This window comes from Scytonema sp. UIC 10036 (genome assembly GCF_009725235.1).
Genome location: NZ_WJFC01000023.1, coordinates 1 through 26,552 on the forward strand (window position 1 = coordinate 1; position 26,552 = coordinate 26,552).

22 protein-coding genes and 2 pseudogenes are annotated in these 26,552 nt (G+C 41.5%); 17 read left to right on the forward strand and 7 right to left on the reverse strand.

Annotation, left to right across the window (positions count from 1 at the left end):
* Both F7734_RS13095 and F7734_RS13100 read left to right on the forward strand, forming a co-directional pair.
* Positions 1–2,109 (forward strand): peptidase domain-containing ABC transporter (locus F7734_RS13095; RefSeq protein WP_155745143.1); only part of this gene is annotated, 2,109 nt, incomplete at its 5' end.
* Positions 2,091–2,906, forward strand: a pseudogene (locus tag F7734_RS13100) (HlyD family efflux transporter periplasmic adaptor subunit); the annotation flags it as partial. The gene F7734_RS13095 and the pseudogene F7734_RS13100, both read left to right, overlap by 19 nt.
* Before the next feature lie 696 nt (positions 2,907–3,602).
* Here F7734_RS13100 and F7734_RS13105 read toward each other — a convergent pair.
* The 5 genes from F7734_RS13105 to F7734_RS13125 all read right to left on the reverse strand — a co-directional run bounded on the left by F7734_RS13105 (position 3,603) and on the right by F7734_RS13125 (position 9,262).
* On the reverse strand, positions 3,603–3,806 hold the full coding sequence (locus F7734_RS13105) for a hypothetical protein (RefSeq protein WP_155745144.1): 204 nt from the start codon (positions 3,804–3,806) through the stop codon (positions 3,603–3,605).
* A gap of 649 nt (positions 3,807–4,455) precedes the next feature.
* Complete coding sequence (locus F7734_RS13110) at positions 4,456–5,073, reverse strand: Uma2 family endonuclease (RefSeq protein WP_155745145.1); 618 nt, start codon at positions 5,071–5,073, stop codon at positions 4,456–4,458.
* A gap of 42 nt (positions 5,074–5,115) precedes the next feature.
* Positions 5,116–5,943, reverse strand: a complete 828-nt coding sequence (locus F7734_RS13115) for a hypothetical protein (RefSeq protein WP_155745146.1) — start codon at positions 5,941–5,943, stop codon at positions 5,116–5,118.
* A gap of 422 nt (positions 5,944–6,365) precedes the next feature.
* Complete coding sequence (locus F7734_RS13120; RefSeq protein ID WP_155745147.1) at positions 6,366–7,580, reverse strand: DUF790 family protein; 1,215 nt, start codon at positions 7,578–7,580, stop codon at positions 6,366–6,368.
* A 158-nt stretch (positions 7,581–7,738) separates the two neighbouring features.
* A complete protein-coding gene (locus tag F7734_RS13125) occupies positions 7,739–9,262 on the reverse strand; it encodes a DEAD/DEAH box helicase family protein (RefSeq protein ID WP_155745148.1) in 1,524 nt (507 codons plus the stop codon).
* 126 nt (positions 9,263–9,388) lie between these two features.
* Between F7734_RS13125 and F7734_RS13130 the strand changes: the two genes are divergently transcribed.
* From F7734_RS13130 to F7734_RS13175, 10 genes and pseudogenes are all read left to right on the forward strand, one after another.
* Positions 9,389–10,708, forward strand: a complete 1,320-nt coding sequence (locus tag F7734_RS13130) for an adenylate/guanylate cyclase domain-containing protein (protein ID WP_155745202.1) — start codon at positions 9,389–9,391, stop codon at positions 10,706–10,708.
* Between the two features lie 518 nt (positions 10,709–11,226).
* On the forward strand, positions 11,227–13,572 hold the full coding sequence (locus F7734_RS13135; protein ID WP_243146856.1) for a PAS domain S-box protein: 2,346 nt from the start codon (positions 11,227–11,229) through the stop codon (positions 13,570–13,572).
* 87 nt (positions 13,573–13,659) lie between these two features.
* A complete protein-coding gene (locus tag F7734_RS13140) occupies positions 13,660–13,908 on the forward strand; it encodes a UPF0175 family protein (RefSeq protein WP_155745149.1) in 249 nt (82 codons plus the stop codon).
* Complete coding sequence (locus F7734_RS13145; protein WP_166481884.1) at positions 13,905–14,402, forward strand: DUF3368 domain-containing protein; 498 nt, start codon at positions 13,905–13,907, stop codon at positions 14,400–14,402. The genes F7734_RS13140 and F7734_RS13145 overlap by 4 nt, the downstream gene beginning before the upstream one ends.
* Positions 14,403–14,474: 72 nt before the next feature.
* A pseudogene (locus F7734_RS13150) lies at positions 14,475–14,759 on the forward strand (type II toxin-antitoxin system HigB family toxin).
* On the forward strand, positions 14,743–15,042 hold the full coding sequence (locus F7734_RS13155) for a transcriptional regulator (protein ID WP_243146857.1): 300 nt from the start codon (positions 14,743–14,745) through the stop codon (positions 15,040–15,042). Before F7734_RS13150 ends, F7734_RS13155 begins: the two are co-directional and overlap by 17 nt.
* A 132-nt stretch (positions 15,043–15,174) precedes the next feature.
* The gene (locus F7734_RS13160) at positions 15,175–15,345 is read left to right on the forward strand and encodes a hypothetical protein (RefSeq protein ID WP_155745150.1); all 171 of its coding nucleotides are present in this window, start codon (positions 15,175–15,177) and stop codon (positions 15,343–15,345) included.
* A 117-nt stretch (positions 15,346–15,462) separates the two neighbouring features.
* On the forward strand, positions 15,463–15,651 hold the full coding sequence (locus tag F7734_RS13165; RefSeq protein ID WP_155745151.1) for a DUF4351 domain-containing protein: 189 nt from the start codon (positions 15,463–15,465) through the stop codon (positions 15,649–15,651).
* A 123-nt stretch (positions 15,652–15,774) separates the two neighbouring features.
* Complete coding sequence (locus tag F7734_RS13170; protein WP_243146858.1) at positions 15,775–16,398, forward strand: class I SAM-dependent methyltransferase; 624 nt, start codon at positions 15,775–15,777, stop codon at positions 16,396–16,398.
* 129 nt (positions 16,399–16,527) lie between these two features.
* The gene (locus F7734_RS13175; RefSeq protein ID WP_155745153.1) at positions 16,528–17,607 is read left to right on the forward strand and encodes an ATP-dependent 6-phosphofructokinase; all 1,080 of its coding nucleotides are present in this window, start codon (positions 16,528–16,530) and stop codon (positions 17,605–17,607) included.
* Between the two features lie 76 nt (positions 17,608–17,683).
* Here F7734_RS13175 and F7734_RS13180 read toward each other — a convergent pair whose 3' ends face one another.
* A complete protein-coding gene (locus F7734_RS13180; protein ID WP_155745154.1) occupies positions 17,684–18,277 on the reverse strand; it encodes a Uma2 family endonuclease in 594 nt (197 codons plus the stop codon).
* Between the two features lie 311 nt (positions 18,278–18,588).
* On the opposite strand from F7734_RS13180, the gene F7734_RS13185 reads away from it, so the two are divergent.
* The 4 genes from F7734_RS13185 (at position 18,589) to F7734_RS13200 (ending at position 25,427) form a co-directional block, all read left to right on the forward strand.
* Positions 18,589–19,314: a calcium-binding protein gene (locus tag F7734_RS13185; RefSeq protein WP_155745155.1), complete on the forward strand. Its 726-nt coding sequence runs from the start codon at positions 18,589–18,591 to the stop codon at positions 19,312–19,314.
* Positions 19,315–20,114: 800 nt separating this feature from the next.
* Positions 20,115–20,894, forward strand: coding sequence for a peptidylprolyl isomerase (locus tag F7734_RS13190; protein ID WP_155745156.1), 780 nt, complete (start codon positions 20,115–20,117; stop codon positions 20,892–20,894).
* A 32-nt stretch (positions 20,895–20,926) separates the two neighbouring features.
* Positions 20,927–23,881 (forward strand): peptidase domain-containing ABC transporter, encoded by a 2,955-nt coding sequence (locus F7734_RS13195; protein WP_207714093.1) that lies wholly within the window; start codon positions 20,927–20,929, stop codon positions 23,879–23,881.
* A 91-nt stretch (positions 23,882–23,972) separates the two neighbouring features.
* On the forward strand, positions 23,973–25,427 hold the full coding sequence (locus F7734_RS13200) for an HlyD family efflux transporter periplasmic adaptor subunit (RefSeq protein WP_155745158.1): 1,455 nt from the start codon (positions 23,973–23,975) through the stop codon (positions 25,425–25,427).
* Between the two features lie 358 nt (positions 25,428–25,785).
* Here the strand turns inward: F7734_RS13200 and F7734_RS13205 are convergent, their stop codons facing one another.
* On the reverse strand, positions 25,786–25,929 hold the full coding sequence (locus F7734_RS13205; RefSeq protein WP_155745159.1) for a hypothetical protein: 144 nt from the start codon (positions 25,927–25,929) through the stop codon (positions 25,786–25,788).
* Between the two features lie 364 nt (positions 25,930–26,293).
* On the opposite strand from F7734_RS13205, the gene F7734_RS13210 reads away from it, so the two are divergent.
* Complete coding sequence (locus F7734_RS13210) at positions 26,294–26,458, forward strand: hypothetical protein (protein WP_155745160.1); 165 nt, start codon at positions 26,294–26,296, stop codon at positions 26,456–26,458.
* Positions 26,459–26,552: the final 94 nt, after the last annotated feature.

Genomic DNA, 26,552 nt, shown 5'->3' on the forward strand with positions numbered 1-26,552 from the left:
CCCTACGCTTCAGAACGTCCGGAGGAACCAGAAGAACCAAGCCCCCAATCGGTCAAATACCCTCACGTTCGTGGCAGGGGTCCGGTGGATGCGTCCGTCGCCTGCTTCCAAATGCTAGCTGAATACTGGGGAATGCCGTTCAAGCGAGATGTCATCAAACGTGCCTTGGTCAACAACTTTCAGCGCACGGGTGGCATTTCCATTCAACTGTGCGGTGCGCTCTCCGAACTGATGGGACTCACCTCTCAACTGGTACAAGTTCCAGCCCTCAGTGTCAGTCGCCTACCAGTACCAGCACTCCTCCCCTGGCAGGACAGTTTCGCCATTCTCTACAAAGCCACTTCTAAAGAATTGGTTTTAGCAATACCAGAACAGGGCATTAGACGTTTAAACCCCACAGCATTTGCCGATATTTGGGGAGACGAAGGTCAAGCTTTACTGCTGCAACCTACAAAAGAAACGCCCAAAAGCCGCTTTGGTTTGAGTTGGTTTCTTCCTGCTATCAAAAAGCATCGCACGGTCTTAATTGAAGTCTTTATTGCTTCCTTATTTGTACAACTCTTGGGACTGGCTAACCCCCTCATTACTCAAGTCATTATTGACAAAGTTATTATCCAAAACGGTGTCAATACCCTTCATGTGTTGGGATTTCTATTGATAGCAATGGCTGTGGTGGAAGGGGTTATCACTTGGCTGAGAACCAACCTCTTTGTCGATACCACCAACCGCATCGACTTAAGCTTGGGTTCGGAGGTGATCGACCACCTGTTGCGCTTGCCCCTACGTTATTTCGAGAAGCGCCCTGTCGGTGAAATCTCAAGCCGCATCAACGAACTGGAGAACATCCGCTCCTTCCTTACGGGAACTGCCCTAACCGTAGTTTTGGATGCTATCTTCTCTGTCATCTACATTGCGGTGATGGTCATTTACAGCTGGTTGCTCACAATAGTAGCACTTGCAACAGTACCCTTATTTGCCCTGCTGACATACATCTTTGCTCCCATCATCCGCAGTCAAACCAGAACCAAAGCAGAACGCAATGCCGAAACTCAATCCTACCTAGTAGAAGTGGTTTCTGGCATTCAAACTGTCAAAGCACAGAATATCGAACTCAACTCCCGATGGCAGTGGCAAACCCGTTACGCACGTTACATTAGTGCTTCTTTTGAGAACGTGCTGACGAGCAATACCGCAAGTTCCCTCAGCAACTTCCTTAACAAACTTTCTAGCTTGCTCTTGCTGTGGGTTGGTGCATATCTGGTACTTGAAGGTCAACTTACTTTAGGAGAATTAATCGCATTTCGTATTATTGCAGGTTATGTCACCAGTCCTCTGTTGCGATTGATACAACTGTGGCAGAACTTCCAAGAAACGGCATTATCCCTGGAACGACTTGCTGATATTCTAGATAATCCTACCGAAAGCGAGATAGCTGGGCGTAACAATATTCCAATGCCAGCTATTCAAGGTAATGTCAAATACGAGAATGTGACCTTCAGCTTTAGCAAGAGTCCCAATCCCCAATTGGTCAATATCAATCAAGACATTGGAGCAGGAACGTTTGTTGGAGTGGTGGGACCTAGTGGTGCTGGAAAAAGCACGCTCACCAAACTCATACCCCGCCTGTACGAACTCGATTCCGGTCGGATTAAAATTGACGGCTACGACATCAATAAGGTCGAACTCTACTCCTTACGCCGTCAAATTGGCATGGTGCTGCAAGATACTCTGTTATTTGACACTACAGTACAAGAAAATATTGCCCTGACTATGCCTGACGCTACTCCAGAAGAGATTGTAGAAGCAGCCAAGATTGCTTGTGCTCATGACTTTATCATGAATTTACCCAACGGTTATGAAACCCGTGTTGGAGAGAGAGGTTCTGCCCTATCCGGTGGACAGAGACAACGGATTGCGATAGCTCGTACCGTACTGCAAAACCCACCACTATTGATTCTAGATGAAGCGACCAGTGCTTTGGATTACGATACCGAACGCCAAGTGTGCTTGAATCTAGCACAAGCATTCAAGGGAAGAACAGTATTTTTCATCACCCACCGTCTTGCGACTATCCGTAGTGCCAATGTCACATTGATACCTTGGCAATGAACAAAGGCATTTTGGATAGCGTGACTCCATTGATGCAAGATGGAGCGATTTCCAAAATTCAATACTTCAAACAGCAACAGGAAGTGAGAAACGGTCAGTCTGAAATCGACCAACTCGTTCAGGAACGGGCGCGTTTAAATTCAGCTATTTTCCAAGCACAAGCCAAGCTACAAAATACAATCGCGCTCTCTCGTCAGGATTGGCTACAGCAGATTGCAGATAATAACAAACGCATTGCAGAAATTGATTCTCAGTTGACAAAAGCCATGGTTGAGAATCACAAAAAGATAGCAGAAATTGATTCTCAACTGAGTCAAACTCAGATGAATTTGAAATATCAAGAAATCAATTCCCCAGTAGCTGGTACAATTTTTGAACTCAAGGCACACACTCCGGGATTTGTTGTCACTTCTAGCGAACCAATTCTTAAAGTTGTTCCTGATGATGCACTTATTGCTAAGGTATATATCACCAACAAAGATATTGGTTTTGTTAAAGAAGGAATGACAGTGGATGTGCGAATTGACTCGTTCCCCTTTAGCGAATTTGGTGATATCAAAGGTCAGCTCATTTCGATTGGCTCTGATGCTTTGCCACCAGACCAAATTTATCCTTACTACAGATTTCCTGCTAAAGTGCGATTGTCACAACAGTCGCTTTTGGCGAACGGACGCAAAATACAACTGCAATCGGGGATGTCGGTCAGTACCAATATTAAGATTAGGGAGCGCACCGTCATGAGCATTTTTACTGATATGTTTAGCTCTAGTGTGGAGAGCCTCAAAACCGTGCGTTAGCAGTGATTGTCAATAATTGCCCATCGCCAAACGATAGAACAGTGTAGATATAGTCTAATAAAGCACAGTTGCTTACAGAGATATAACAGTTATTTATTAGAGATAGTGCATATTATGGACTCGAGGGGATAGATAGGGCAGCCAAGGATAAAAATTCGATTGAGCTAGCACGGATTAGGATGTTTTGTCCCATAGGTGTAGATTCCATAAGTTCGCTCTACAGTAGCAACTGATATAGCAAATTGCAGACGGCGCTCGCCCAATTGATGCAGGTAATTATGTCACACTACGAATTTGAAAGTTTGAGGATTTGGTGTTAGCGTTAGCGCCGCTTACCGTAGGTATCGCCATCGAAATTTCACACAGTCACATCAACACCTGCGGGGTTCACAGCAGCAAGAACAGTCTTCTGCCTCCCCTGCTTGTCTTAAACCGTCAATTTTGGGTTGACAGAGTACTCTTAACGCTCTTTCATCACTCTAGCCAGAGAATAACAATTGTGTTCCCAATTTATCCAGAGTCGAATCTCATGTAACCACGAAATTGATTCATCATATTCTGTAGTGACAAAAATCCGTTCTCTAAGCCAGGAATCTCAAAAATATCTAACCAAGGCTTGAGTCAATTAAAAAATACACATGGCTGAATAATTAAGCGCAAGTTATTTAAGGTTGACTTCCATCCCAGCATAAAATCCTACCACTCATGCTGACTGTAAATTTCAGGTTCTTTGTCAGATATTGGAGGGCTCTTTTTAGTTTCTGTTTGAGTTTGGTTCGCTACATCTCGTTCAATAGCGTGCCAACTTATCATCAAATACACGCAACAAATAATCTCCCACCCTTCGGGTTCGCCAGTCGCTACAACGGGGGGAACCCCCGCAACGCGCTGGCTCACCATCTTTCTATTTGATGAGAATTAGGTTTCATCTATTACTAACAGAAATTTTTCTCCTTTCAACATTGATAACGTTAGAGATAATCTCCGCTTTTCCAAGATTTTCATATCCCAAGGTGAATCTGTTAAAAAATGATGCAAAGGCTGTTCATTGTCTAAGCCTATAACTTTAGCGTTAGCGAAGCTCCTCCGCCAGGAGGCTCGCCGGGAGCGACTTTCGCTTAATTTCTGACATTATTCCCATCTGAAGATATTTAAACACTCATAACTTCTGACTTCTGGAAAGATATCTTCATACTTCGCACAATAATCGTCCACAAAGCCGACCGTTGCAACGGGTTTTCTGGGCGCTATCATGGCTAAACTCCAGAACTAGGTAATTTTTTGATTATTATACTCTCCCCAGAGTGATGAAAGAGCGTTAATTACCTGAGTTCGGCGTAAGAAAAAGTCTGAAAACTAGACAGAGTAAACTTTACCTGCAAAAAATGGAATAATCACACAATCCATCTTGAGCGATCGTCAAATAAAAATGGAGGTTTTTTGAATTTCTTTAGATAATAGTAAGCGCCCTTTTCAAAAAGATATTGAATTGCCATCTTGGTTTGGCATTCAATATTGGCGTTATCAGTTAAGATCGATTGGATAGATATTAATTGCCTCTAGCGAATATTTGTTCAGCAGCTAGCTGTAACTCTTTGAATGTAGGTGAGATAATACGTTCGCTACCTCGAAATTGAGCAGGTTTTTGGTATCGATTTCCGCTAGATGATAATAGGTAAATTGATATTGTTGGTTGCTTTGGATTGCCAATATAATCTCGACCTCCTAAGCCCAAATAATCCACAATCCAGTATTCTGGGATGCCCAATGTGCTGTAATCTTCGACTTTTCGCGCACAATCATTTTGCCAATTAGTACTAACGACTTCTACCACGAGTTTTACAGAAGTTCCTAAAGTGATAACAGGTTCATCCTGCCATAAAGGTTCGTTAGCAATTGCAGCTTTATCCAACACAACGACATCAGGACGGAAAGCTGTTGTTGTTCCCAGAGGTTTGATTAAACAACGTGTAGGTGTAAACCAACCAACGCTTAACCGATCTATTTCAACATTAACTTTTCTTAAGATAAAAGCAGCTACCTCTTCATGCGGTCCCGTTGGTTCCATATCAATAAGTTCTCCATCAATTAATTCGTAACGTTCATTATCTCCATATTTGGTAATGAAGTCATTAAATGTCAAAAGTTTCGGAACAGCTTTTGTCATCGCGATGGGACCTCCTCATTTGTTTTGTCGTTCGCACTAAGTCTACCAATACCTATCTTCAATACCTAATCTAATAGTTGGGGAAGGACAGCGCCAATTCTGTCTGTTAGAACTGACAGGAACACAACCTTGCGATCGCATTTCCTCTGATGAGATATCTTTGGGTTTGTAAAATAACCAAAAACCTCTTGCATCTGGTCCTGACTCAGCTTGTAACACTATTTCATTGTCAGGTGTGTCCTCATAGGGATCGTAAGGATAATCTTCATCATACCAATCCCTTTCACCATAGCGCTCCTCAGGAGGATATCTATCTGGGTTTCCATCTTCCCTTCCCCATCGAAGCATTCTTGAAGGACAACTCCAATTTGGTCCTGGAGAATTTATGCGAACACAGCGTTGCGATCGCATTTCTTCAGATGATATATCATTAGGTTTGTAAAATAGCCAACGACCTCTTTCATCCGGTCCCGACACTGCTTGTAATGCTTCCTCAGAAAAGACCTCGCCCCTTTCTTTGCGTGAATCTCCACCATCAACCTCTACTCTAATGGTTTGACGGGGACAACGCCAATCAGGTGCGTCAGAACCAACAGGTATATTCGTCGGGACACAACCTTGCGATCGCATGGATTCAGATGAGATATCACCGGGTTTGAAAAACCACCAATCTCCCCTATTCTCCGATCTTGATACAGCAGTCAGTTTTCGTGTAGGGTAGACCTGCTTGTTATAAAAACTTGATGCAACGCTTTCTTGTAAACTATTGATGCCAGGGTTTATTTCCTGCGCCAAGGTACAAGATGCGTGAATATTCCATAAAATAGCAGTAGCTATAAAAGATAAAGTCGTAAATTTATTTTTACCCATACTTATGGTTTAGCAGAAACTTTCAACTTCACGTCTCTAAATAGTAAGCTTAAGGACATTTATATCAATTTTCTGATTCATAGACCACATCTTGTAGGGCGGGTGTCCTTGCCTGCCATATGAGGAGTGTACGGGTGGAGACGCATTACCACAAGAATACTCACTAGAATATGTAGAAATTATAAATAATTTATAAAAAATTTTAAGTACTGTAGGTAGGGTTATGCCGCACAAACGTCTCATGTGATGGGCTGACTTAACTTGCAACTTACAAATTGCTTACTCTCTTTTCGTTCTCAAATTCTCTTCTTGTAGAGTGGGCATTACCGCAGCCTAACGTATCTAATAGCTGCGCGAGGCGGAGCCTCTAGATTTGCATTCCCAGGCTCCGCCTGGGAACGAGAGGAACGATTTAGACATTATTACTCAAGCACAGCCAAGACAGATTTCGGTAACAATTTATCCTTAAACCAAATAATACGAGCAGGTACATCATTTAATTTAACACCTGCTTTTTCCAAATTCAATCGCTCAGAAATAGCCAAAATCAAATTATGAGATTGGGCGCGACGAACCTGTGCAAACTTTTTTTGTAAATACTCCGGTCTCCAATATCCCACAATCTCTAATAAAAACGAACGTCCATCAGGATGAACCAATCTAAAATCTGGAATCATCACACTTCCTGGGATCGGAATCAAGTCAACTTCTCGCTCCAATACCCAATCCGTTTTTAGAGCATCCCACTTATCAGCAAAAGACTGTTCCAACATACTATCATAAGGCTTCCCTGGGGGATAATGCGTCACCAACCCGCAATCAGAATTCAGAGTAAACCGCCCTGTTTTCCAAGTATTCGTGTAAAAATCCCGAATTTGAAGCGTAGCAGAAAGACTCCATTTTGTAACATGAAGTAAAGCAGGTATGAGTTTAGCAATTGCCAAACCATACCGCGTACTAGGAGTAAACAAACTTGTAGGACCATCAATCGTAATTGTAAACCCGTGGTCAGCATCCCCCTCTATATAAGACATTAATTGAAACAATTTAAGATATCGAAACAAAAGCTTGTACTGTCCCGGAACATTTCGATGAGCATTAATTGTTAATTGGCTGGCTTTATAAAATACCCCCTGCACCTGAGATAAATTGTAGCGATGTAACAAACCCTCAGGCTGAGGAGCATCAAAAGCAGTCAAAATTTTATTCTCAGATAGATCGGCATACAACCCATTACGAACTTGTTCCGAAACAACTTCCCGTTCGAGTTCGCGACTTAACTCCAATGCAATCGTTTGCAAAGTTACCTCAGTCAATTCACGACTCGGAACAGACTTAGCCGCCAAAGCAAACACCTTTTCTCGTAACATTTGAGGTTCCAAAGGACTAACCACCTCAAACGTACAAAAACTGCTTTTCAAAATATAAGCCAACCCCCGCTTCACCTTATAATCCGGAGTATCGCCCTCAAACTCCAACAGCTGACGTTCAAGCACCCCCTGAGAACTACTCACCGCCTTCTGAAAAAACCCAATCAACTCCGCCGCCATCCCCAAAGTCTTATCATCAACCTTCAACCTCTTAGGAACAATCTCCTCCCCATTTTGTCTGTGACTGAGCAAATCACCTGGTAACATCTTCTTGATTTTGGATTTTAGATTTTGGATTTTAGATTTTGGATTACTCCCTTTCCGGTCTAAGATTACCTATCTTCTTTTTCTTCTTCCTTCGTGGTCTCCGCGTCTTTGCGGTTCATTAAATTAGGTATTCTTCTAAGGGGAAGGGATTAATCGATTTAAGATTTTGGATTTTCACTATTATAATTCAAATCCAACTGTTCAGCCGCCCTATAACTTTTCTCCTGACCGCTGCCATAAACCACACGCAAATTCCCCTCTCCCTCATTCTTCTCTTCTCTGCGCCCTCCGCGCCTCTGCGGTTCATGTTTCCTATCAACACCGCGCCTGCGAGCCGAAGTACCCTCCTCAGTCGTATTCTCCGCCACCACCTCATACAAAACCGCCTGCTTGTTCCCCTCCTTACCCCTTCTCAAAACCCTTCCCAAACGCTGAATATACTCCCGCGCCGAACCAGTCCCCGACAAAATAATAGCAACAGAAGCAGCAGGCACGTCTACACCCTCATTCAACACGTGAGAAGCCACCAAAGTCCTATAAACCCCCTCCCGAAATTTCGTTAATATCTCATGTCGTTCCTTCACAGGAGTTTGATGAGTAATTGCAGGAATCAACAAGTCTTGAGAAATTCGATAAACCGTTGCATTATCAGCAGTAAAAACCAAAACTCGCTCCGGATAATGCTGTGTTAATAAATCTATCAAAATCCGCAACTTCCCATCAGTTCCCAAAGCAATTTCCTTAGCTTCACGATGTGCTAGCATTGCCCTACGTCCCGCCTGAGAACGAGCACTCATCTGCACAAATTTTTGCCAACCTTCCATACTACCCAAAGAAATCTTTGATTCTTTCAAAAAATCATTGCGAGTTTGAATCAGTTGATTGTACTTTTCCCGTTCTTGTTGTGAAAGTTTGACTTTAATTTGAACAATTTCGTGTTCTGCTAACGCCTTCCCCGCGAGTTCCTCAGCCCTTTTACGATAAACCTCCGGTCCTATTAAGATATTTAAATCCGCATGCTTACCATCAGTCCGTTCCGGTGTAGCAGATAACCCCAAACGATAGGGTGCGATCGCATATTCAGCAATGACCCGGTTAAAATCTGTTGGTAGGTGGTGACATTCATCAAAAATCAGTAAAGCATAGCGATCGCCAAGGGATTCTGCGTGAATAGCAGCACTATCATAAGTTGACACCAGGATAGGTGTTTTATCGCGAGAACCCCCTCCCAACAGTCCCACCTCAGCGTCAGGAAATGCCGCCTTTAAATGAGCATACCACTGGTGCATTAAATCCAGAGTCGGGACAACAATCAGAGTTGTGCGAGGCGTTGATTGCATTGCCATTTGCGCCAAATAAGTCTTTCCGGCTGCTGTTGGTAGTACCACTACCCCCTGTCTTCCCGCCAACTTCCAAGCTGCTAGCGCCTCACTTTGGTGGGGATAAGGCTCCATTTCCAGACTGGAAGCCAACTCAACTGGGTAAAACTCTTTAGCCTCGTCAATAAAACTGGTATTTTCTGCTTGTAGAGCTTCTACCAAAGGACGGTATCGAATGGCTGGAATGCGAAATTTTTCTACCCTGTCATCCCACGTAGCAAAATCCATCCAAGCTTTACCGCGAGGTGGTGGATGCAAAATTAATGTGCCACGATCGAAAGTTAATGTAGGGGTGCGACCCATATAAGTGCTTTTTCCTACTTTTGGGACTGGGAGCTAGGGACTAGAGACTGAGGATTGGGAAACAATCCAGTTACCAGTCTCCTGTACCGAGTTCCTTCATTAAATATTAATAACGTAATTATCCGTATGATAAATCGGAACGGCTTAGATAAAACACAAGTTAATGCGTTTATCAACCAGATCAAATCACATTGGAAAAGACCGCCCAGTCTTTTTGACTCCTACAACGCCCAGCGCCATCGCTTTACCCTCAAGCGGCTGCAGCTACAAGCGCAGGTTATGCTAATTGTTGGTTTAACAGTGATTGCGTTTTTCTTGTGGCTTAACGTACAACCCTCAGGTAAATTGTCCGCCCTCACTCTCGGAGTTTTTATAGAAATAATCATCGGCACTTGTTGGTTTTTATCCAAAACTCAATTCGGTTACCGCCATCCTCACTTTATCTTTTTGACTTTAAGTTGGTCTGTAACTTGTATCAATCAAATTGGAACTGCATTACTTTTCCATGCTGTTGAGCCAAGAATAGGTATTTGGAATTTAATGTTTCTCACTCAAGCAACAATCGTTCCTGTTCTATGGCATCTCCATACGATCTCTCAAATAGGAACTATCATTTGTTACTTGACATTGTACGGGCTGTTTCAGCCTACTTTAAAATATCCATTTTCCTATTATACCGAACAAGGACTGTATTTATTTTGGACTTGCGTTATTTGTAACGTGTCTATTTATTTTTATGATAAGTTACGAAAGGAAGAATTTCACACTCGCAAAGATTTAGAAGTTGCTCGGGAAAAGTCCGAGAAGTTATTACTCAATATTTTGCCAGAAACTATTGCAGCAAGACTCAAGCACCAGCGCACCACAATCGCCGATCATTTCCATGAAGTGACAGTTTTGTTTGCAGATATTGTTGGCTTTACAGAACTTTCAAGTAGTACCTCTCCAACAAAATTAGTCGAGTTACTCAACGAAATTTTTTCCAAATTTGACAAATTAGCAGAACAGCATGGAGTCGAAAAAATTAAAACAATCGGAGATGCTTACATGGCTGTAGCTGGATTACCCATTCCACGTAGCGACCATGCAGTCACAATGGCTAAGATGGCATTAGATATGCAACGTAGCATACAACAGTTTAACAAAGAAAGAGATTTGTCGTTCCGCATCCGAATTGGTATTAGTACCGGACCTGTGGTAGCGGGTGTAATTGGTTTGAAGAAATTTACTTATGACCTTTGGGGAGATACGGTTAATACAGCGAGTCGAATGGAGTCTCACGGAATAGCCGACTGCATTCAAGTTTGTGAAGCAAGTTATGAGCGCTTAAAAGATAAATTCTTGCTCGAAAAGCGGGGTTTAATCCCCGTGAAAGGCAAAGGAAAGATGATGACGTATTTACTGAAAGAAGAAAATAGGGAATGGGGAATAGGGAATGGGGAATAGGGAATGGGGTTGACAACGTACTGAAATTGATTGTTAAGAAATCATTATTTTTTTAAAAGTATTTATAAATATACAACAAAATTCAAGCTAATTTGTCGCTAAAATTTATACAAACTTAATGTTATAACTAGTGGTCCACCGCATAAGTTTTGATGGGCTGTCACCTCGTTCCCAGGCTCCGCCTGGGAATGCCTTACTAGAGGCGGAGCCTCTGCTCCACTACAGAGTGCGAGGCGGAGCCTCCTGTGCTCCACTACAGAGTGCGAGGCGGAGCCTCGCTGTCTGCGTTCCCAGGCGAAGCCTGGGAACGAGAGTCGGGGATCTACCCATCAAAATTAATGTGGTAGACCATTAGAGAGGCAAAAAAAACACAAATGTATAACAAAGTATAAATTCTTGCTTTCCGTTCGTAGTTGCGCTTTAGCGCTAAAGCGCAACTACAAACCAGTAATTATTATCTGCAAAAATTTAAATATGAAAAAGTTAACTTGGCTATCTGCAACAAAGGAGAACCGACATTGAAAGGAACTAAGCCTTATTTGATGACCACCTTGGCTGTAGGTAGCGCTTTAACACTGACATTACTACTACAGTCAATGTTAACGCCAACCTTGTTCCAACTCTTTTTCGCAGCTGTCGCAATTAGTACCAGGTACGGCGGAATGGAATCAGGTGTGTTAGCTACTGTATTGTCAAGCTTAGCTATTGGTTATTTTTTCATCAAACCTATATATTCACTAGATATTTTAACCGTTGACAATCTTTTTCAATTAAGTACGTTTATTCTTGTTTCAATACTGATTAGCTCGCTCAACTTAGAGTTACGTAATGCAAAACAGCACCTTGAGATAAGCGTTCAGAAGTTACGCTCAAGTGAGACAAGGTTTAGACGGCTCGTTGAATCTAATATATTTGGTGTTGCTTTTGGCGATTCGAGTGGCGGTATCCACTATGCCAATGATTATTTTCTAAAAATGGTGGGATATACTTCAGAGGATTTACACTCAGGAAAAGTGCGTTGGGACTCTATGACACCCCCAGAATATAGGCAAACAGATGCAAAAAAAATAGAAGAATCAAAAAAAAATGGAATTGCTACTCCTTACGAGAAGGAATATATTTGTAAAGATGGCAGCCGCGTACCAATTCTTATTGGTGGTGTGATAGTTGAGGAACCAGAGACACATGAAACAGAAATGATAGCATTTGCTCTGGATTTAAGCAATGTCTACGACGAGCTTCGCTTACGCAAACAGGTAGAAGAAGCGCTGCAACAGCGAGAAGAACAGATGCGTCTGATTACAAATGCTGTACCCGCACTCATTTCATACGTTGATGCTCAACAAAGATATCGTTTCAATAATAGAGGCTATGAAGAATGGCACGGAATTTCCGCGTCAGATATTTATGGCAAAACAATTCAAGAAGTTGTGGGTGAGTCAGTTTATGAATCAATTCGTCCGTATGTAGAAGCTGTTTTGTCAGGAGAATACGTAACTTACGAAAGTAAATTACAGTACATAGATGGTGTAAGCCGTTATGTAAACATCTCTTATGTTCCCCAATTCAATTCTCATGAAGTCGTAGGATTTGTTGCCCTGATTCAAAATATTACAGAGCGCAAGCAGGCAGAAATTGCTTTGAAAGAAAGTAAAGAACGGTTTCGCCAACTTGCAGAAAAAGCCGAAGCCACCAACCGGATAAAAGATGAGTTTTTAGCCACACTCTCACACGAACTCCGCACCCCTCTAAACGCCATGCTTGGTTGGACGCAACTTCTTAGAACCCGAAAGTTTGATGAAAATACGACGGCTATTGCTTTAGAAACAATCGATCGCAATACTAAATTATTAGCAACACTGATTGAAGATGTTTTAGATGTATCAAGAATTATTACAGGGAAACTGCGCTTGGAGGTTCGTCCAGTAAAACTTGTACCCGTGGTCCTTTCAGCGATCGACACAGTACGTTCAGCGGCTGTTGCTAAAGACATTACGATCGCATCTTTTTTAGACCCCTCTGTTGGTGTCGTTTTAGGTGATAGCAATCGCTTGCAACAAATTGTCTGGAATTTACTTTCCAACGCTGTTAAGTTTACATCTCGCGGTGGTAAGGTTGAGGTGAAATTATCTTTAGAAGAGAGTCAGTGGGGAAAAACTCAACAATCAGCGCTGATTGAAGTTAAGGATACAGGAGAAGGAATTGCTCCCGAATTTTTACCTTACGTCTTTGAGCGCTTCCGTCAAGCTGATAGCTCAAGTACGCGATCGCATGGGGGACTGGGATTGGGTTTAGCGATCGTTCGCCATCTGGTAGAATTGCATGGTGGTACAGTTCGCGTCGAGAGCCTCGGAATTGGGCAAGGTGCAACATTTATTGTGAGTTTACCTCTGAAAGCAGGGGAAGAAGGGGAGAGTGGGAGAGTAGCGGAAATAGAAAAATTGCTATCCACTCATCCTCCTGTTCCCCAATCACCCCATCCGCTCTATGGTTTGCAGGTTCTAGTCGTGGATGATGAGCCAGATGCGCGTCAGCTAATTACCACAGCATTGGAACAATATAAAGCAACCGTCATGGCAGTAGCAACTGCTACAGAAGCATTTGAGGCGCTGCAACAATTTCAACCAGATGTACTGGTGAGTGATATTTCTATGCCACAAGAAGATGGCTACTCCTTGATTCGTAGAATTAGAGCATTAAGTGAAGAGAGTGGCGGGCGAACTCCTGCAGTAGCGCTAACAGCATATGCTAGAGCAGAAGACTGCGATCGAGCACTGCTTGCAGGTTTTCAACTTCACGTTCCCAAGCCAGTTAACCCAGATGAATTAGCAACAGTTATTGCTAATCTCGTTGGGCAAATGTAATTTTCTTTAATTATGTACAATGGGACTAAAAGTAAAAATATTGTAGTACAAGCTTGTAACCTACTGAATTTTGAGCAAGAGGAAAACATGAGCATTGTCATATCAGATGAAACTTTGCATGCTAGTGGAATGACAGAAGCCGAATTTAAACAGGAAGTTGCACTGTTGCTGTTTGAGTCAGGCAAACTTTCCCTTGGATACGCTAGCAAGTTAGCAGAAATGGATAGAATAAGGTTTCAACAATTGCTTCAAGAGCGCAAAATTCCCTTATATTCTTATGAGATAGAAGATTTTGAACTCGATTTGAAGAATTTACGGGAGTTAGGTAGATTGTGATTGTTATCAGTGATACTTCGCCAATCACCAGTCTTGCTGCTGTTGGTCAATTAGATATACTTCGCCGATTATATACTAGAATCCTAATTCCAGATGCCGTTTATCGAGAACTAACAGATACATCTACAATTGTTCCAGGTGCTACTGAAGTAGAGACGTTGGATTGGATTGAGGTACGACAGGTAACAAACCGTTCTTTGATCGCAACTCTGTTAGAGCAACAATTGGACGAAGGTGAATGTGAAGCCATAGCTTTAGCGATTGAACTTAATGCAGAACTGCTACTTATTGACGAACGGCGAGGAAGATCGCAAGCTGATAGATTAGGATTGCGAATTACTGGGTTGTTAGGCGTTTTGATTGAAGCCAAACAAAAAGGTTTGATTGTAGCTGTTAAACCTGTGATGGATGGGTTGATCGCAATAGCGGGATTTAGAGTTGCAGATGCTTTATATACTCATATTTTACAAATTGTGGGGGAGTCGTTGAGGTGAAAGGAGAACTTTATTAAATTTTTATTAAATAATAAATATGAAAAAATTTTGTAGAAAATGCATTTAATTTAAATTCGTAACCTTCGCTCTGATGCTGCACGATATTCCGATGTCAAAAAGCAAATTGATGACTGGTATGCAACGATTAAGAAGGCTGAGTGGCAAAACTTAGAAGATGTTCGTACAATCTACCGGGAGGCTGAAGCTGTTAGCAATTTTACTATCTTGAATCTTAAAGGAAATGAATAACGCTTGATTGTTGGTATCGACTATGAAAACCAAGTCGTTTACTACAAATATTTTCTAACATATGCTGAGTACAACAAAAACAAGTGGAAAAATGACCCTTACTTTTGACCAAACTGCTTATCGCAATCTATTGGCTGAAGTCGCTTCGGGAGCGATTGAAACAGAAGAAGAATACGAACGTGTTTTGAAAGTAGTGGAGCAGCTAACCTTTAAGAAGAATCGCACGACTGAGGAACAAGCTCTACACAAGCTATTAGTAATACTGATTGAGGCGTATGAGACACAAAACTACCCTATGGATCGATCTGCGCCTCATGAAATTCTCCAACACATTATGGAAGTCAGTGGAATCAGTCAAGCTGACTTAGTCAATATTATTGGTTATAACTGAGATTTTTAAAGTATATGAAAAAAGGTCTTAAGATTAAACACAAAATCTGTTAAATTTCCTTGTCATCTGATTTGTGGTGTCGAAGTCGAAGATACCAGTGGTACAGAAAGAGGAATAGCTTTTTATCCCAGGTTGATTCTAGCATCTGTCTACTGGCGAATTCCTCTGAATTCTGATGGTCAATATCAGAGTGCTATAAGAATTGCTGAAATAATGGCACAATTTCTAGAAATTCCTTATTTTTCTGCAAAATCCAAAGCACGACCTCAAAAAATTGATTTGGGAATGTCATACCAATCCTAAAATTGGCTGTTTTCTTGGCAATATCTTGAGGATAAAATTGAGCGTTTACGGCAACAGTTAAACATAAATCCTCATGATGCAAACACTTAACAAGATTTAGCGATTTCGCTATAATACTTGATTATACGACTACTCAATCGTCGTCTTGGTGAGATTGAAGCCCCAGTTGTTGAGCAAATTCGCAAATTACCTGTTCAACAGTTAGAAGAATTAGTAGAAGCATTGCTGGATTTTTCAACTGTAGCTGATTTAGAACAATGGATACAAAATAGACCAATGGCTATAGAATCACAACCAGGTGAATAGCTTGATGCTTTGTCAGTGATGGGCATTCTACCAAGATGCCCGATTCCTTTTCCCATCAGATAGAATATCATAAAACATGGAATAAATCAGTATTCTGCTATTCTATTGATGGAGAGTACTTTTATGAGTGTTCAAACAGCATACGATGATTGGTCAGACACCTATGACACTGACGAAAATCTAACACGAGATTTGGATCGAACGGTCACTAGAGAAACCTTGATTGGTTTGAATTGTAGATCGGTGGTTGAGATTGGCTGTGGTACAGGTAAAAACACTCTTTTTCTCTCACAAATTGTTGAAAAAGTCCATGCTATCGATTTTTCAGCATCTATGCTTGAAAAAGCTAAAGCGAAAGTGAATTCAGATAATGTGATATTTTCGGTAGGGGACATCACGAAGCAATGGTCTTGTGAGAATGAGTCGGCTGATTTGATAACCTGCAATCTTGTTCTAGAACATATAACAGATCTCTCTTTTGTATTTTCAGAGGCATCCCGTGTATTGGTCAAAGGAGGGTACTTCTTTATATCTGAGCTACATCCCTTTAAACAATATGGAGGGACAAAAGCTAATTTTAAAAGGAATCAAGAAAGAGTTGAAATTTCAGCATTTGTGCATCACATATCAGATTATATTAGTACGGCAAAAGATTGTGGTTTCATTCTTGAGGACTTCAAAGAATGGTGGCACGAGCAAGATCTAGATAAACCACCAAGAATTGCTTCATTCTTATTCAAAAAGTAAAGGCAATGCAAAAAGCGCGATTGCACAATCCAATTTCTACAAATTTCTTTGGAATTTTCAGTTATTGAACGCCCTTAATCTCTTATTGTACTAGTGAATACACTTTACAGTGAAAATGCAAAAAAACATATGGGAACATACAAGCGTATTGGCATTCTTACAAGTGGAGGTGATTGCTCCGGCTTGAATGCGGTCATCAGAGCTGTAGTCCATTGTGCTTGTGGCAAAGGTTGGGAAGTCCTGGGAATTCGGCAAGCAACTCTCGGATTAATGGCGCGTCCCGAACAATTTACAAAACTGGAAATTGACCAAGTAGACCCCCTGTTAACTTCTGGTGGGACAATGTTGGGCACTACCAACAAAGGCGATCCTTTTGCTTTTCCTATGCCAGATGGTAGTGTATGCGATCGCTCGGAAGAAATTATTGCTGGTTACCATCGACTGGGTTTAGACGCTTTGATTGGGATTGGCGGCGATGGTAGCTTGGCTATTCTCCGTCGCTTGGCGCAACAAGGCGGTATTAATTTGGTGGGTATTCCCAAAACCATTGATAATGATATTGGGATTACCGAGCATGCAATTGGTTTTGATACAGCAGTGAATATTGCCACGGAAGCACTCGATAGGTTACATTTTACTGCTGCTTCTCACAGTCGAGTCATGATATTAGAAGTGATGGGTCGTGATGCGGGACATATTGCCATTGCTGCGGGAATTGCTGGAGGCGCAGACGTTATTTTAATTCCAGAAATTCCCTACACCATTGACCACATTTGTCACAAAATTAAACAGCGCCAAGAAAAAGGCAAAAACTATTGTTTAATTATTGTTTCTGAGGCGGTTCGTACTGTTGAAGGTGAAGCTGTCACAATGACAAATCGTTTGGGTCAATCTCGATACGGCGGTATTGGTCAGTACTTAGCCGATCGAATTAGCGAATGCATTCATGCAGAAACCCGAGTCACAGTTTTAGGACACATCCAACGGGGAGGAACTGCTTCACCACTCGATCGACTTGTAGCAGCTGCTTTTGGTGTAGAAGCAGTCAATCTCATCGCCGAAGCAAAATATGACTATATGGTGACATGGCAAAATCGCCAAGTGGTTGCTGTGCCAATTGCTGAGGCGATCGCTCAGTATAGAGCTGTTAACCCAGAAGATACCTTGGTAAGAACAGCTCGCGGTTTGGATATTTATTTGGGAGATTAACCGCAGAATTCGTAATTCGTAATTATTACGAATTACGAATTGTGTTGACAGACTGATGGCGATACAGCTTAAGCCATTATGCTTCGCTTATCGGACCTTGTGGAAAAATTCGGTTCAAGTTCAATAGAGTATCTTCAAATCTAGGTATTGGAATTACCTGGTTAGATAACAAAATTTGCTTGTTGAGATAGCCAAACTTACCCTGAATATTTTGGTATGGTTGACTGTAACACTCAAGTTGCCGCTCCTGCAAATTTACGATCCAGTAGTTAGAAATACCTGCTTCTGCATACAACGACAGCTTTGTTGTCTGGTCGTAATCTAAAGTTTTGTCAGAAATTTCGATAACTAATAAAGTATCTTCGGGATAGGGATGATGGGCGAGATAGTCCTCATCTGTTCCTCGTGCAATGACGACATCCGGTTCAGGCTCACTCTGATTGGGTAGGGTGATGGGATCTTGACCGCGAATGACTGCTCGGTCACCCAAAAGCCGATCTAATTGGCGACACAGAATGGAAGCACAAACTGTATGAGGTGTTCCTTTTGCAGTCATTGAAATCAGTTCTCCTCGAATCAGCTCGATCCTGTCTGTTTCAGTCAGAAATCCGAGTTCAATGAGCCGATGGTATTCATTGATTGTGAATCGCTTTGGTTTTGCAACAGTCATGGCATCCATTAAAATGGAATTGCTTCTATTTTAGATTTTACGTCAATTTTATTAAAAATAAAGCTAAAAAATTTTTCATCCCAATCCGGAATGCTACGAATAGTGCCTGTAGTATGATTCAAGCAAAACGAGAGACACATTCAATGACAAACTGGTTAAAGTCTCACGCTTAGCTGATGTTGTTAAAGGTTTTCCCTCTAATCAACATAGTTTATTTACATCAAGGTTTCAATCACGAGTGTATTTGTGAGTGAACCTGAACTTACCTTACTCAATCACACATCAACATCACAATTTACGGAGAAAATCAAATGGCTATTTACGGTACAAATTACAACGACAACGGTACCTGGCAAAACGGAAAATACTACGCTTCAATTTACGGTACTAACGGTTCTGATGTTATTTATGCCTTAGATGGAAATGATAACGTTTACGCTTTAAATGGAAATGATGACATTTACGGTGGAGATGGTAACGACTACATTGTAGGTGGAGATGGTTACGATTACATTTTAGGTGGTAACGGTCATGACGACATCTACGGTGGAGATCATAGCGACACCATCTATGGTGGAAATGGTAACGACTACATTGTAGGTGGGAATGGAAGTGACTCCCTTTATGGTGAAGCTGGTCATGACATCATTTATGGTGGCGACGGTTATGATTACATCAATGGCGGAACTGGCAATGACTGGCTCTCTGGTGGAGATGGAAACGATACCTTAATAGGTGGTTCTGGGGACGATACCATCTGGGGTGGCGCTGGAGCAGATAAATTCTACTTCTACTCTAAGTTTGAAGGTGTTGATACCATCAAAGACTTCAAATACTCTGAAGGTGACAAAATATACATTGACAAGTCTTCCTTTGGTGCAACTTCTACCAACCAGTTCTTCTACAATTCCAACAATGGTGGGTTATACTTTGATGCTAAAGCTAGTGATGGTACTAGTAGCGTTTATCAAATTGCCATTCTTGAGAACAAACCAGTTGGCTTCTCTACTAACCTAGATATCGTTCTCGTTGCATAACAGTACCGAGCGTAGAGACATTAGTCAAATTGTAGTTGCGATGCATTCGCATACATCGCAACTACGAACTAGTCTATGTGTTTGAGCAAAAACTTATCTTTATAGCAGTTTTCACTTGAATGAAGTCAGTTTTATCCGCGTTCATCTGCGGTTCCATAACTTAGACTGCGCTAACTGAAGTATAAATTGTTGTAAGGGTGCGGCGGTCTTACGCTCCTACTGATGCAATACTGCTTGGATAAGGAAATTATAGGTTGGCATCGCACCCTTCTTTGCCATATCTGTATCTTTTGTTAAGAAGAGCTGCATTAGAGAATAATTTTTAGCCAGTTTGTTTTTTCCTTACTTAATTACCTTTTCCCAAAGGGAGAGAAATTCAATTTCTTCTCCCTTCTCCTCTTGGTATAAGGGTTGGGGATGAGGACAGCTTTTTAGGACGTACTCAAAAAATTTTAATTAACAAATGTGAACTTCTTTAGATTGTTGCGTAATGTCACCTAATAATGTCGATTAATTATATGACGGTTTAATTCAAGTTTTACGTCTCTAAGAAGGTTCATATCAGAGGAAACCCTCTGACAGAACCAGAACTTACCTTAGTACACATCAACTCACACTTTTTTCAAGAGGAGCTGATATACCTAAGAATATAACACATTACTTTATTTAGAAACCTGAGTATTATCCGCATTAAATTGTAATTTTTTAACAAAGCTTGAGTTATTTTGTGCATTTTTTCAATAAATCATACAGTAGCTTGTTAGGAATCAATCACAAACACTTAAGGAGTTTTGCAGGGTATGGCTTATGAGATAGAGATTGCCGATCGCATTATAACTAGCGAAGAACTGATGGCTTTGCTGACTCAGTACAATATAGTGCCACAACTCTTACGAGAGATTGTTATAGATAGAGCGATCGCACAAATAACCTGCACGCCAGAAGAAATTTCCGCAGCTAGCCAGCAATTTTTCAAACAACATCAAATTAGTAATCCTACCGAACATGAAATATGGCTGAAACGTTACAACCTCAACCAAAACCAATTTCAAGCCCTTATCACTCGCAAGTTGAGAATAGAGAAATTTCAGCAAGCGACTTGGGGAAACAAACTAGAGTCTTACTTTCTCCATCGCAAACCACATCTAGATCAAGTTATATACTCTTTGATTCGCACGCAAGAACTAGGCATTGCCAATGAACTGTATTTTCGCATCCTAGCTGGGGAGCAAACCTTTGCCGAAGTTGCGCGGGAATATTCTGTAGGACCGGAAGCAGACAAAAGTGGAATCGTTGGACCTGTTGACCTTGGATCTTTGCACCCTGGTTTGGCAAAGCAACTTCAAGTCAGTCAACCCGGACAACTCTGGCGTCCCGTACCTTTTGGGGAATTGTTCGTCATTATACGCTTAGAAAAACTTCTGCCCGCACAACTCGATAAATTTATGCAACAACGTTTGATAAAAGAATTATTTGAAAGTTGGTTGCAAGAACAAATGAATCAGTTATCAGATACAGATAAAGCTTGGATCGTGGTGACACGCAAACAGCCGCAAGAAAAATCCACTAACGCCGCATAGGGAAAGATGAGAACAATTTGGTGCAGCATATGATGACAAATACTTCTATTGATATTAAAGAATTTTTAACAGGTACATTCCCTTTTTTACACTTATCAGAAAAGACTCTAGAAAATTTACAGAAAAAACTACAATTTTTGCGCTACAGGATGGGTCAAACCATTGCAACACGGGAAGCCATACCCGAACAAATTAGCATTATCTATCAAGGACAAGCCCGTCTTCTAGCATACGAGCCTCGATCGGACAAACCCGACACTCTGATGTTGCTACAACCAGGAGAAGTTATAGGTTGGATAAGTCATGTAAGGGATGTGGCTTGTGAAACTGCGATCGCATCTACAGAAGTGATTTGTCTGAATTTACCCGCTACCGATTTTCTTTCTTTAATCAAACAAGAATCACCCTTCGCTGAAGCATTACAAAATCGAGTTTCCTTAATAGAACTGTATGAATTATTAGGAGAAGAACTCAATCGGCGGGCTGATGGCAATACCGATTTACTCAAACTAACACGAACTGCTTGGGAAACAGCCGTTGTCCAAACATTACCCATGCGACGCTCTTCCTTAACTTTTGGAAAGGGAGAAGATCGTCTGTGGTTAGTCAGCGGTAGTTCTCATGCTGCATTTCCAGTAGGCAGTTGTATAGACTTAGACGCCAACACAAAACTACCCCTTCATGGAAGTCTGCGTTTAGTTGGTGTGCCACAGTATTTGCTACCAGCATCCGTCATTCCTGCAACCACATCTACAAAAACAGATTCCTGGCAATCGGATATTCCCTACGCCGCAGAAATCGTTGCCAAACCAACCACAGCCAAGCAATCCCAAAGAGAAAAATATCCTTACATTCGGGCTAGAGGTCCAATTGATGCAACCCTGGCTTGCTTCCAGATGTTGAGCCAGTATTTTAATATGCCCTTCCGGCGAGATATGCTGCGGCGAGTTTTGAACAAACAACAAGAAAACGCTGGTGGTCTATCCCTGCAATTTTGCGCTGCAGTCGCAGAGTTGATGGGATTGACAACCCAGATAGTCAAAATTCCTGCATCTGCTGTCAGTCGGTTGCAACCTCCTGTGATGATTTCCTGGCAAGATACTTTTGCCGTAATCTACAAAACCAGTCCTCAGGAGTTACTTATTGCCGTTCCTGAAATGGGACTCGTGCGCCGTAAGTCACGAGACTTTGCTGAAACCTGGGGTACGGAAGGGGAAGTTTTACTGCTGCAACCCACAAAACACACACCCAAATCTCGATTTGGTCTTTCTTGGTTTGTCCCCTCCCTGCGACGCTATCGAAAAGTCCTGATTGAAGTCTTGATTGCTTCGATAGTGGTACAGATTTTTGGCTTGGTGAATCCTCTTGCAACACAAGTCGTTATTGATAAAGTGATTGTAGGCAATAGCCCCGATACCCTGGAAGTTTTCGGTATCTTTTTAATAGTAGTCTCAATCGTAGAAGCCATACTTTCTAACGTTCGCACCCATTTATTTGTAGATACGACAAACCGCATAGACTTATCGTTAGGTTCAGAAGTTATTAACCACCTGCTACGGTTACCACTATCTTATTTTGATCGCCGTCCCGTCGGTGAACTAGCAACGCGGGTTAACGAACTCGAACACATCCGTTCCTTCCTGACAGGTACGGCTTTAACAGTGGTGATGGATGCCGTCTTTTCAGTGATTTACATTGCTGTCATGGCGATTTATAGTTGGGTGCTAACCTTGGTGGCTTTAGCGACAGTACCCCTATTTGCGCTATTGAACCTTTTAGTATCACCAATTATGCGGCGACAATTGCATGAAAAAGCCGAACGCAACGCTGAAACTCACTCCTATTTAGTAGAAGTGATGGCGGGAATGCAAACAGTCAAAGCGCAAAATTTAGAATTACGTTCCCGTTGGCAATGGCAAGAACGCTACGCCCGCTACATTAGTGCTGGGTTTAAAACGATTTCTACCCAAACAACTGCTGGATCTCTCAGCAACTTCCTTAACAAACTCTCTACTTTGTTAGTTTTGTGGGTTGGGGCTTATCTGGTTCTCAACGGACAACTCACCTTGGGACAACTTATCGCTTTCCGCATCATTTCCAACTACGTCACCAGTCCCCTACTGCGCTTAGTCCAACTCTGGCAAAATTTCCAAGAAACAGCTTTATCCTTACAACGTTTGAGCGATATTCTCGATACACCCCAAGAAGAGGAACAGGGAGAACGTCAAAATATCCTCATGCCTGCAATTGAAGGTCATGTTCGCTACCATAATGTTTCTTTCAGTTTCCGTCCTAACAGCCCCATGCAACTGTGCAACATCAATGTTGAATTCCCTGTAGGTTCGTTTATAGGTGTTGTCGGTCAAAGTGGTTCTGGAAAAAGTACTCTGTTAAAATTATTACCCAGACTTTACGAGCCTGCCTCTGGAAAAATCTTGATTGATGGTTATGATATCAGTAAAGTAGAGCTTTATTCCCTCCGCCGTCAAATTGGGGTAGTATTGCAAGATACTTTACTGTTTGATGGGACCATTCGAGAAAACATCGCTTTAGCTTATCCGGATGCTAGCGATGAAGAGATTATTGCTGCAGCCAAAGTCGCTTATGCCCACGACTTTATCATGTCATTGCCCAATGGCTACAATACCCAAGTCGGCGAAAGGGGTTCGGGTTTATCTGGGGGACAAAGACAGCGAGTTGCGATCGCCCGCACAGTCTTGCAAAATCCGCAATTACTGATTTTAGACGAAGCCACAAGTGCCTTAGACTACAATGCAGAAGCACAAGTGTGCCGCAATTTAGCAGAAGCATTCAAAGGTAAAACAGTCTTTTTCATCACTCACAGACTGACGACTATTCGCAACGCCGATGTCATTTTGATGATGGATAAAGGCGCGATCGTAGAACAAGGAACCCATGAAGAATTGATGTCTCTCAAAGGTTACTACTACTGTTTGTATCAACAACAAAATTTTGCTAATAGCTAATAGCTAATAGCTAATAGCTAATTGTTCATTGTTTGCCATTAGCTATTAGCCATTAGCCGTTAGCCATTAGCCATTAGCCAATAACAATATTATGAACACAGAATATAAATTCGATCAACCTGTTATATTAGAACAATCTCCAACCTGGTCGCGGACAATTGCTTGGGTAATTATTGGTGTTACTGCTTTCACAATTATTTGGGCATCAATCTTTAAAATTGATGAAGCAATTCCTGCAACTGGTAAGTTAGAACCCCAAGGTGCTGTGACTGATGTTAAAGCTCCTGTCGGTGGTGTTGTTAAAGTTATTCACGTTAAAGATGGTCAGCGAGTTAAAAAAGGTGACCTTCTCGTGACTCTCGAGCAAACTACGGCGAAAGCACAGCTGGTATCATTGCAAAAAAATCGCGCTGCTTTAGTGCAGGAAAATGATTTTTATCGCCGTCATTTAGCAGGGAATATTTCACCAAACCTCAAACTGGGAGCAACACTTAACATTCGTCCAGAAATTGCTTCTTTAACTCAGAGTCGTGCTGCGATCGTTGCTGAAAATCAAGTTTATCGTACTCAGTTAAGTGGTTCAATAGCTGGAGTTACCTTGACTCCAGACCAAAAGTTACGCTTGCAGAGTCGTGAATCAGATTTGAGGTCTCGCTTAGCGGATATTCGGCTGGAAAAAGAGAAAACTATTGAGAAATTGAGCCAAAATCAGCTTGAGCTAAGTAGTGCTCAAGATGTGCTGGGAATTAGTCAAAGAATTCTCAAAGATATGGAGATAGTGATGAAGGAGGGTGCTTTTCCACGCTCGCGGTATTTGACTCAACAGCAGGAAGTTGTTAGATCTCAAGCAGAAGTTGCTCGTCTGACGAAAGAACAGCAGCAATTAAAGTTAGCGATCGCCCAATCAAATGAAAAACTTCGCAATACTGAAGCACTTTCTAAAGAAGATTTACTCTCACGCATAACAGTTAATGAAAAAAGTATTGCTGAAATCGATAGTCAACTCACTAAAATTATTTTGGAAAATCAAAAGAAAATTAATGAAATTGACAGCCAAATCAGTCAAGCTCAGGAAACTCTAAAATATCAAAGAATTAGCGCTCCTGTGGATGGAACTATTTTTGAGATGCAACCCTCAACTTCTGGATTTGTTGTGAATACGACTGAGCCAATTGTAAAAATAGTTCCCAATGAAGACTTAGTTGCTAAAGTTTATATTACTAACCGCGATATTGGCTTTGTTCGACAAGGACAGAAAGTAGATGTCAGAATTGATTCTTTTCCTTTCCAAGAGTTTGGTGATATTAAGGGGGAACTTATTTGGATTGGTTCAGATGCTTTGCCTCCCGATCAAGTTCATCCTTTCTATCGTTTTCCTGCAAAAGTGCGTTTGGATAAGCAATCTGTCGTGGTTAGCGATCGCTCTTTGTCCCTACAATCAGGTATGTCCATCAATGCCAATATCAAATTACGCCAGCGTACTATTATGAGTATCTTTACTGATTTCTTAGTACAGAAAGCAGAAAGTTTGAAATCAATTCGCTAATTCAAACCCTTCAGCTGCTCCAAACTAAAGTGGGTGATGACTTCCCATACCTTAGCATTGGAGTAGGTTCTCTCGTATACATCTTGGCTTAATTTATAGTAGCCATGACAAATACTATTGTTTCATTGTGGTTAGTGCCTGTGTATCCTGTACCCCCAGCAATTATTCCTAATTCTTCATCTGATAATTCAATGATTTTTGGCAAATGCTTGATGAGAATAGTCGTTGTAGTAATTTGGGGTTTTTGCAATTTTTTGTTGTGGGTTCATGCGCTTATACGTACTTGGTAATTTCCATTATTTAATGTATCTAACGTAACAGTATACTTGCAGTTTGATACAAATGTAGTATTTATGTATTAAAATTCTGTTTTATCTTCCAAATTCCAGACGTTGAGAGTACTATCACGTGAGGCAGTAACTGCTACTCGTCCATCAAGTGTTACTGCAATCGCTAAGATTCCTGTCACCCAGACGATAATTTGTCTGGGTGACAGCGCCATTCGCTACTAACCCTCACCTTGCTAACCTAAAAGCATAGCTTTTTTGAATTCGCCAACAAAGTCATTTCTCGATTTGCTGCTAAATACGTATAAAATTTTACTTGAACGAATTCGCCGACAAAGCCATATTACACCCGAACTCGCTTTTTTGTCCAAAGTCCAATCATTCAAAATCCTTAATTTGTCTAGTTTATCGCTTAGCTTCCGATACATCAGCAAGCTTCCGATGCTTGCTAATTGCTTCCGATAAAGTTATACTATCAGTGGCTTCGGAAGCCGTCAAACTTTATCGGAACCATTCTGAAGCAATACCAAATCGAAAGCTTCTGTTGTTTACTGGAAATATTAGACATCTTCAGAAGCTATGGCAGCGACTAAAAAAGCTAAGATTACTTTTACTTGTCCCCACGAAGTTAGGGACAAGCTTGAATCTTTGGCTAAACGAGAAAATCGGACTCTAAGTAATCTTGTAGAGAAATTAGTTATGGACGCTATTTTGGACTCAGAACAGAGTAGGGAGACAACATGAACATCACAACAATTGATCCGCTTACGCTTTCATCGCTACCACTGGGTGAGCGTCGGCAGATGTCCATTGAAATGAAAGACCAACACAAACAAAA

Bases quoted from the DNA above. Each gene is read 5' to 3' on its own strand.
- F7734_RS13105 (WP_155745144.1), bottom strand. From the start codon at position 3,806: ATGGTGAGCCAGCGCGTTGCGGGGGTTCCCCCCGTTGTAGCGACTGGC.
- F7734_RS13110 (WP_155745145.1), bottom strand. From the start codon at position 5,073: ATGACAAAAGCTGTTCCGAAACTTTTGACATTTAATGACTTCATTACC.
- F7734_RS13115 (WP_155745146.1), bottom strand. From the start codon at position 5,943: ATGGGTAAAAATAAATTTACGACTTTATCTTTTATAGCTACTGCTATT.
- F7734_RS13120 (WP_155745147.1), bottom strand. From the start codon at position 7,580: ATGTTACCAGGTGATTTGCTCAGTCACAGACAAAATGGGGAGGAGATT.
- F7734_RS13125 (WP_155745148.1), bottom strand. From the start codon at position 9,262: ATGGGTCGCACCCCTACATTAACTTTCGATCGTGGCACATTAATTTTG.
- F7734_RS13130 (WP_155745202.1), top strand. From the start codon at position 9,389: ATGATAAATCGGAACGGCTTAGATAAAACACAAGTTAATGCGTTTATC.
- F7734_RS13140 (WP_155745149.1), top strand. From the start codon at position 13,660: ATGAGCATTGTCATATCAGATGAAACTTTGCATGCTAGTGGAATGACA.
- F7734_RS13155 (WP_243146857.1), top strand. From the start codon at position 14,743: ATGACCCTTACTTTTGACCAAACTGCTTATCGCAATCTATTGGCTGAA.
- F7734_RS13170 (WP_243146858.1), top strand. From the start codon at position 15,775: ATGAGTGTTCAAACAGCATACGATGATTGGTCAGACACCTATGACACT.
- F7734_RS13175 (WP_155745153.1), top strand. From the start codon at position 16,528: ATGGGAACATACAAGCGTATTGGCATTCTTACAAGTGGAGGTGATTGC.
- F7734_RS13180 (WP_155745154.1), bottom strand. From the start codon at position 18,277: ATGACTGTTGCAAAACCAAAGCGATTCACAATCAATGAATACCATCGG.
- F7734_RS13185 (WP_155745155.1), top strand. From the start codon at position 18,589: ATGGCTATTTACGGTACAAATTACAACGACAACGGTACCTGGCAAAAC.
- F7734_RS13190 (WP_155745156.1), top strand. From the start codon at position 20,115: ATGGCTTATGAGATAGAGATTGCCGATCGCATTATAACTAGCGAAGAA.
- F7734_RS13195 (WP_207714093.1), top strand. From the start codon at position 20,927: ATGACAAATACTTCTATTGATATTAAAGAATTTTTAACAGGTACATTC.
- F7734_RS13200 (WP_155745158.1), top strand. From the start codon at position 23,973: ATGAACACAGAATATAAATTCGATCAACCTGTTATATTAGAACAATCT.
- F7734_RS13205 (WP_155745159.1), bottom strand. From the start codon at position 25,929: ATGGCGCTGTCACCCAGACAAATTATCGTCTGGGTGACAGGAATCTTA.
- F7734_RS13210 (WP_155745160.1), top strand. From the start codon at position 26,294: ATGGCAGCGACTAAAAAAGCTAAGATTACTTTTACTTGTCCCCACGAA.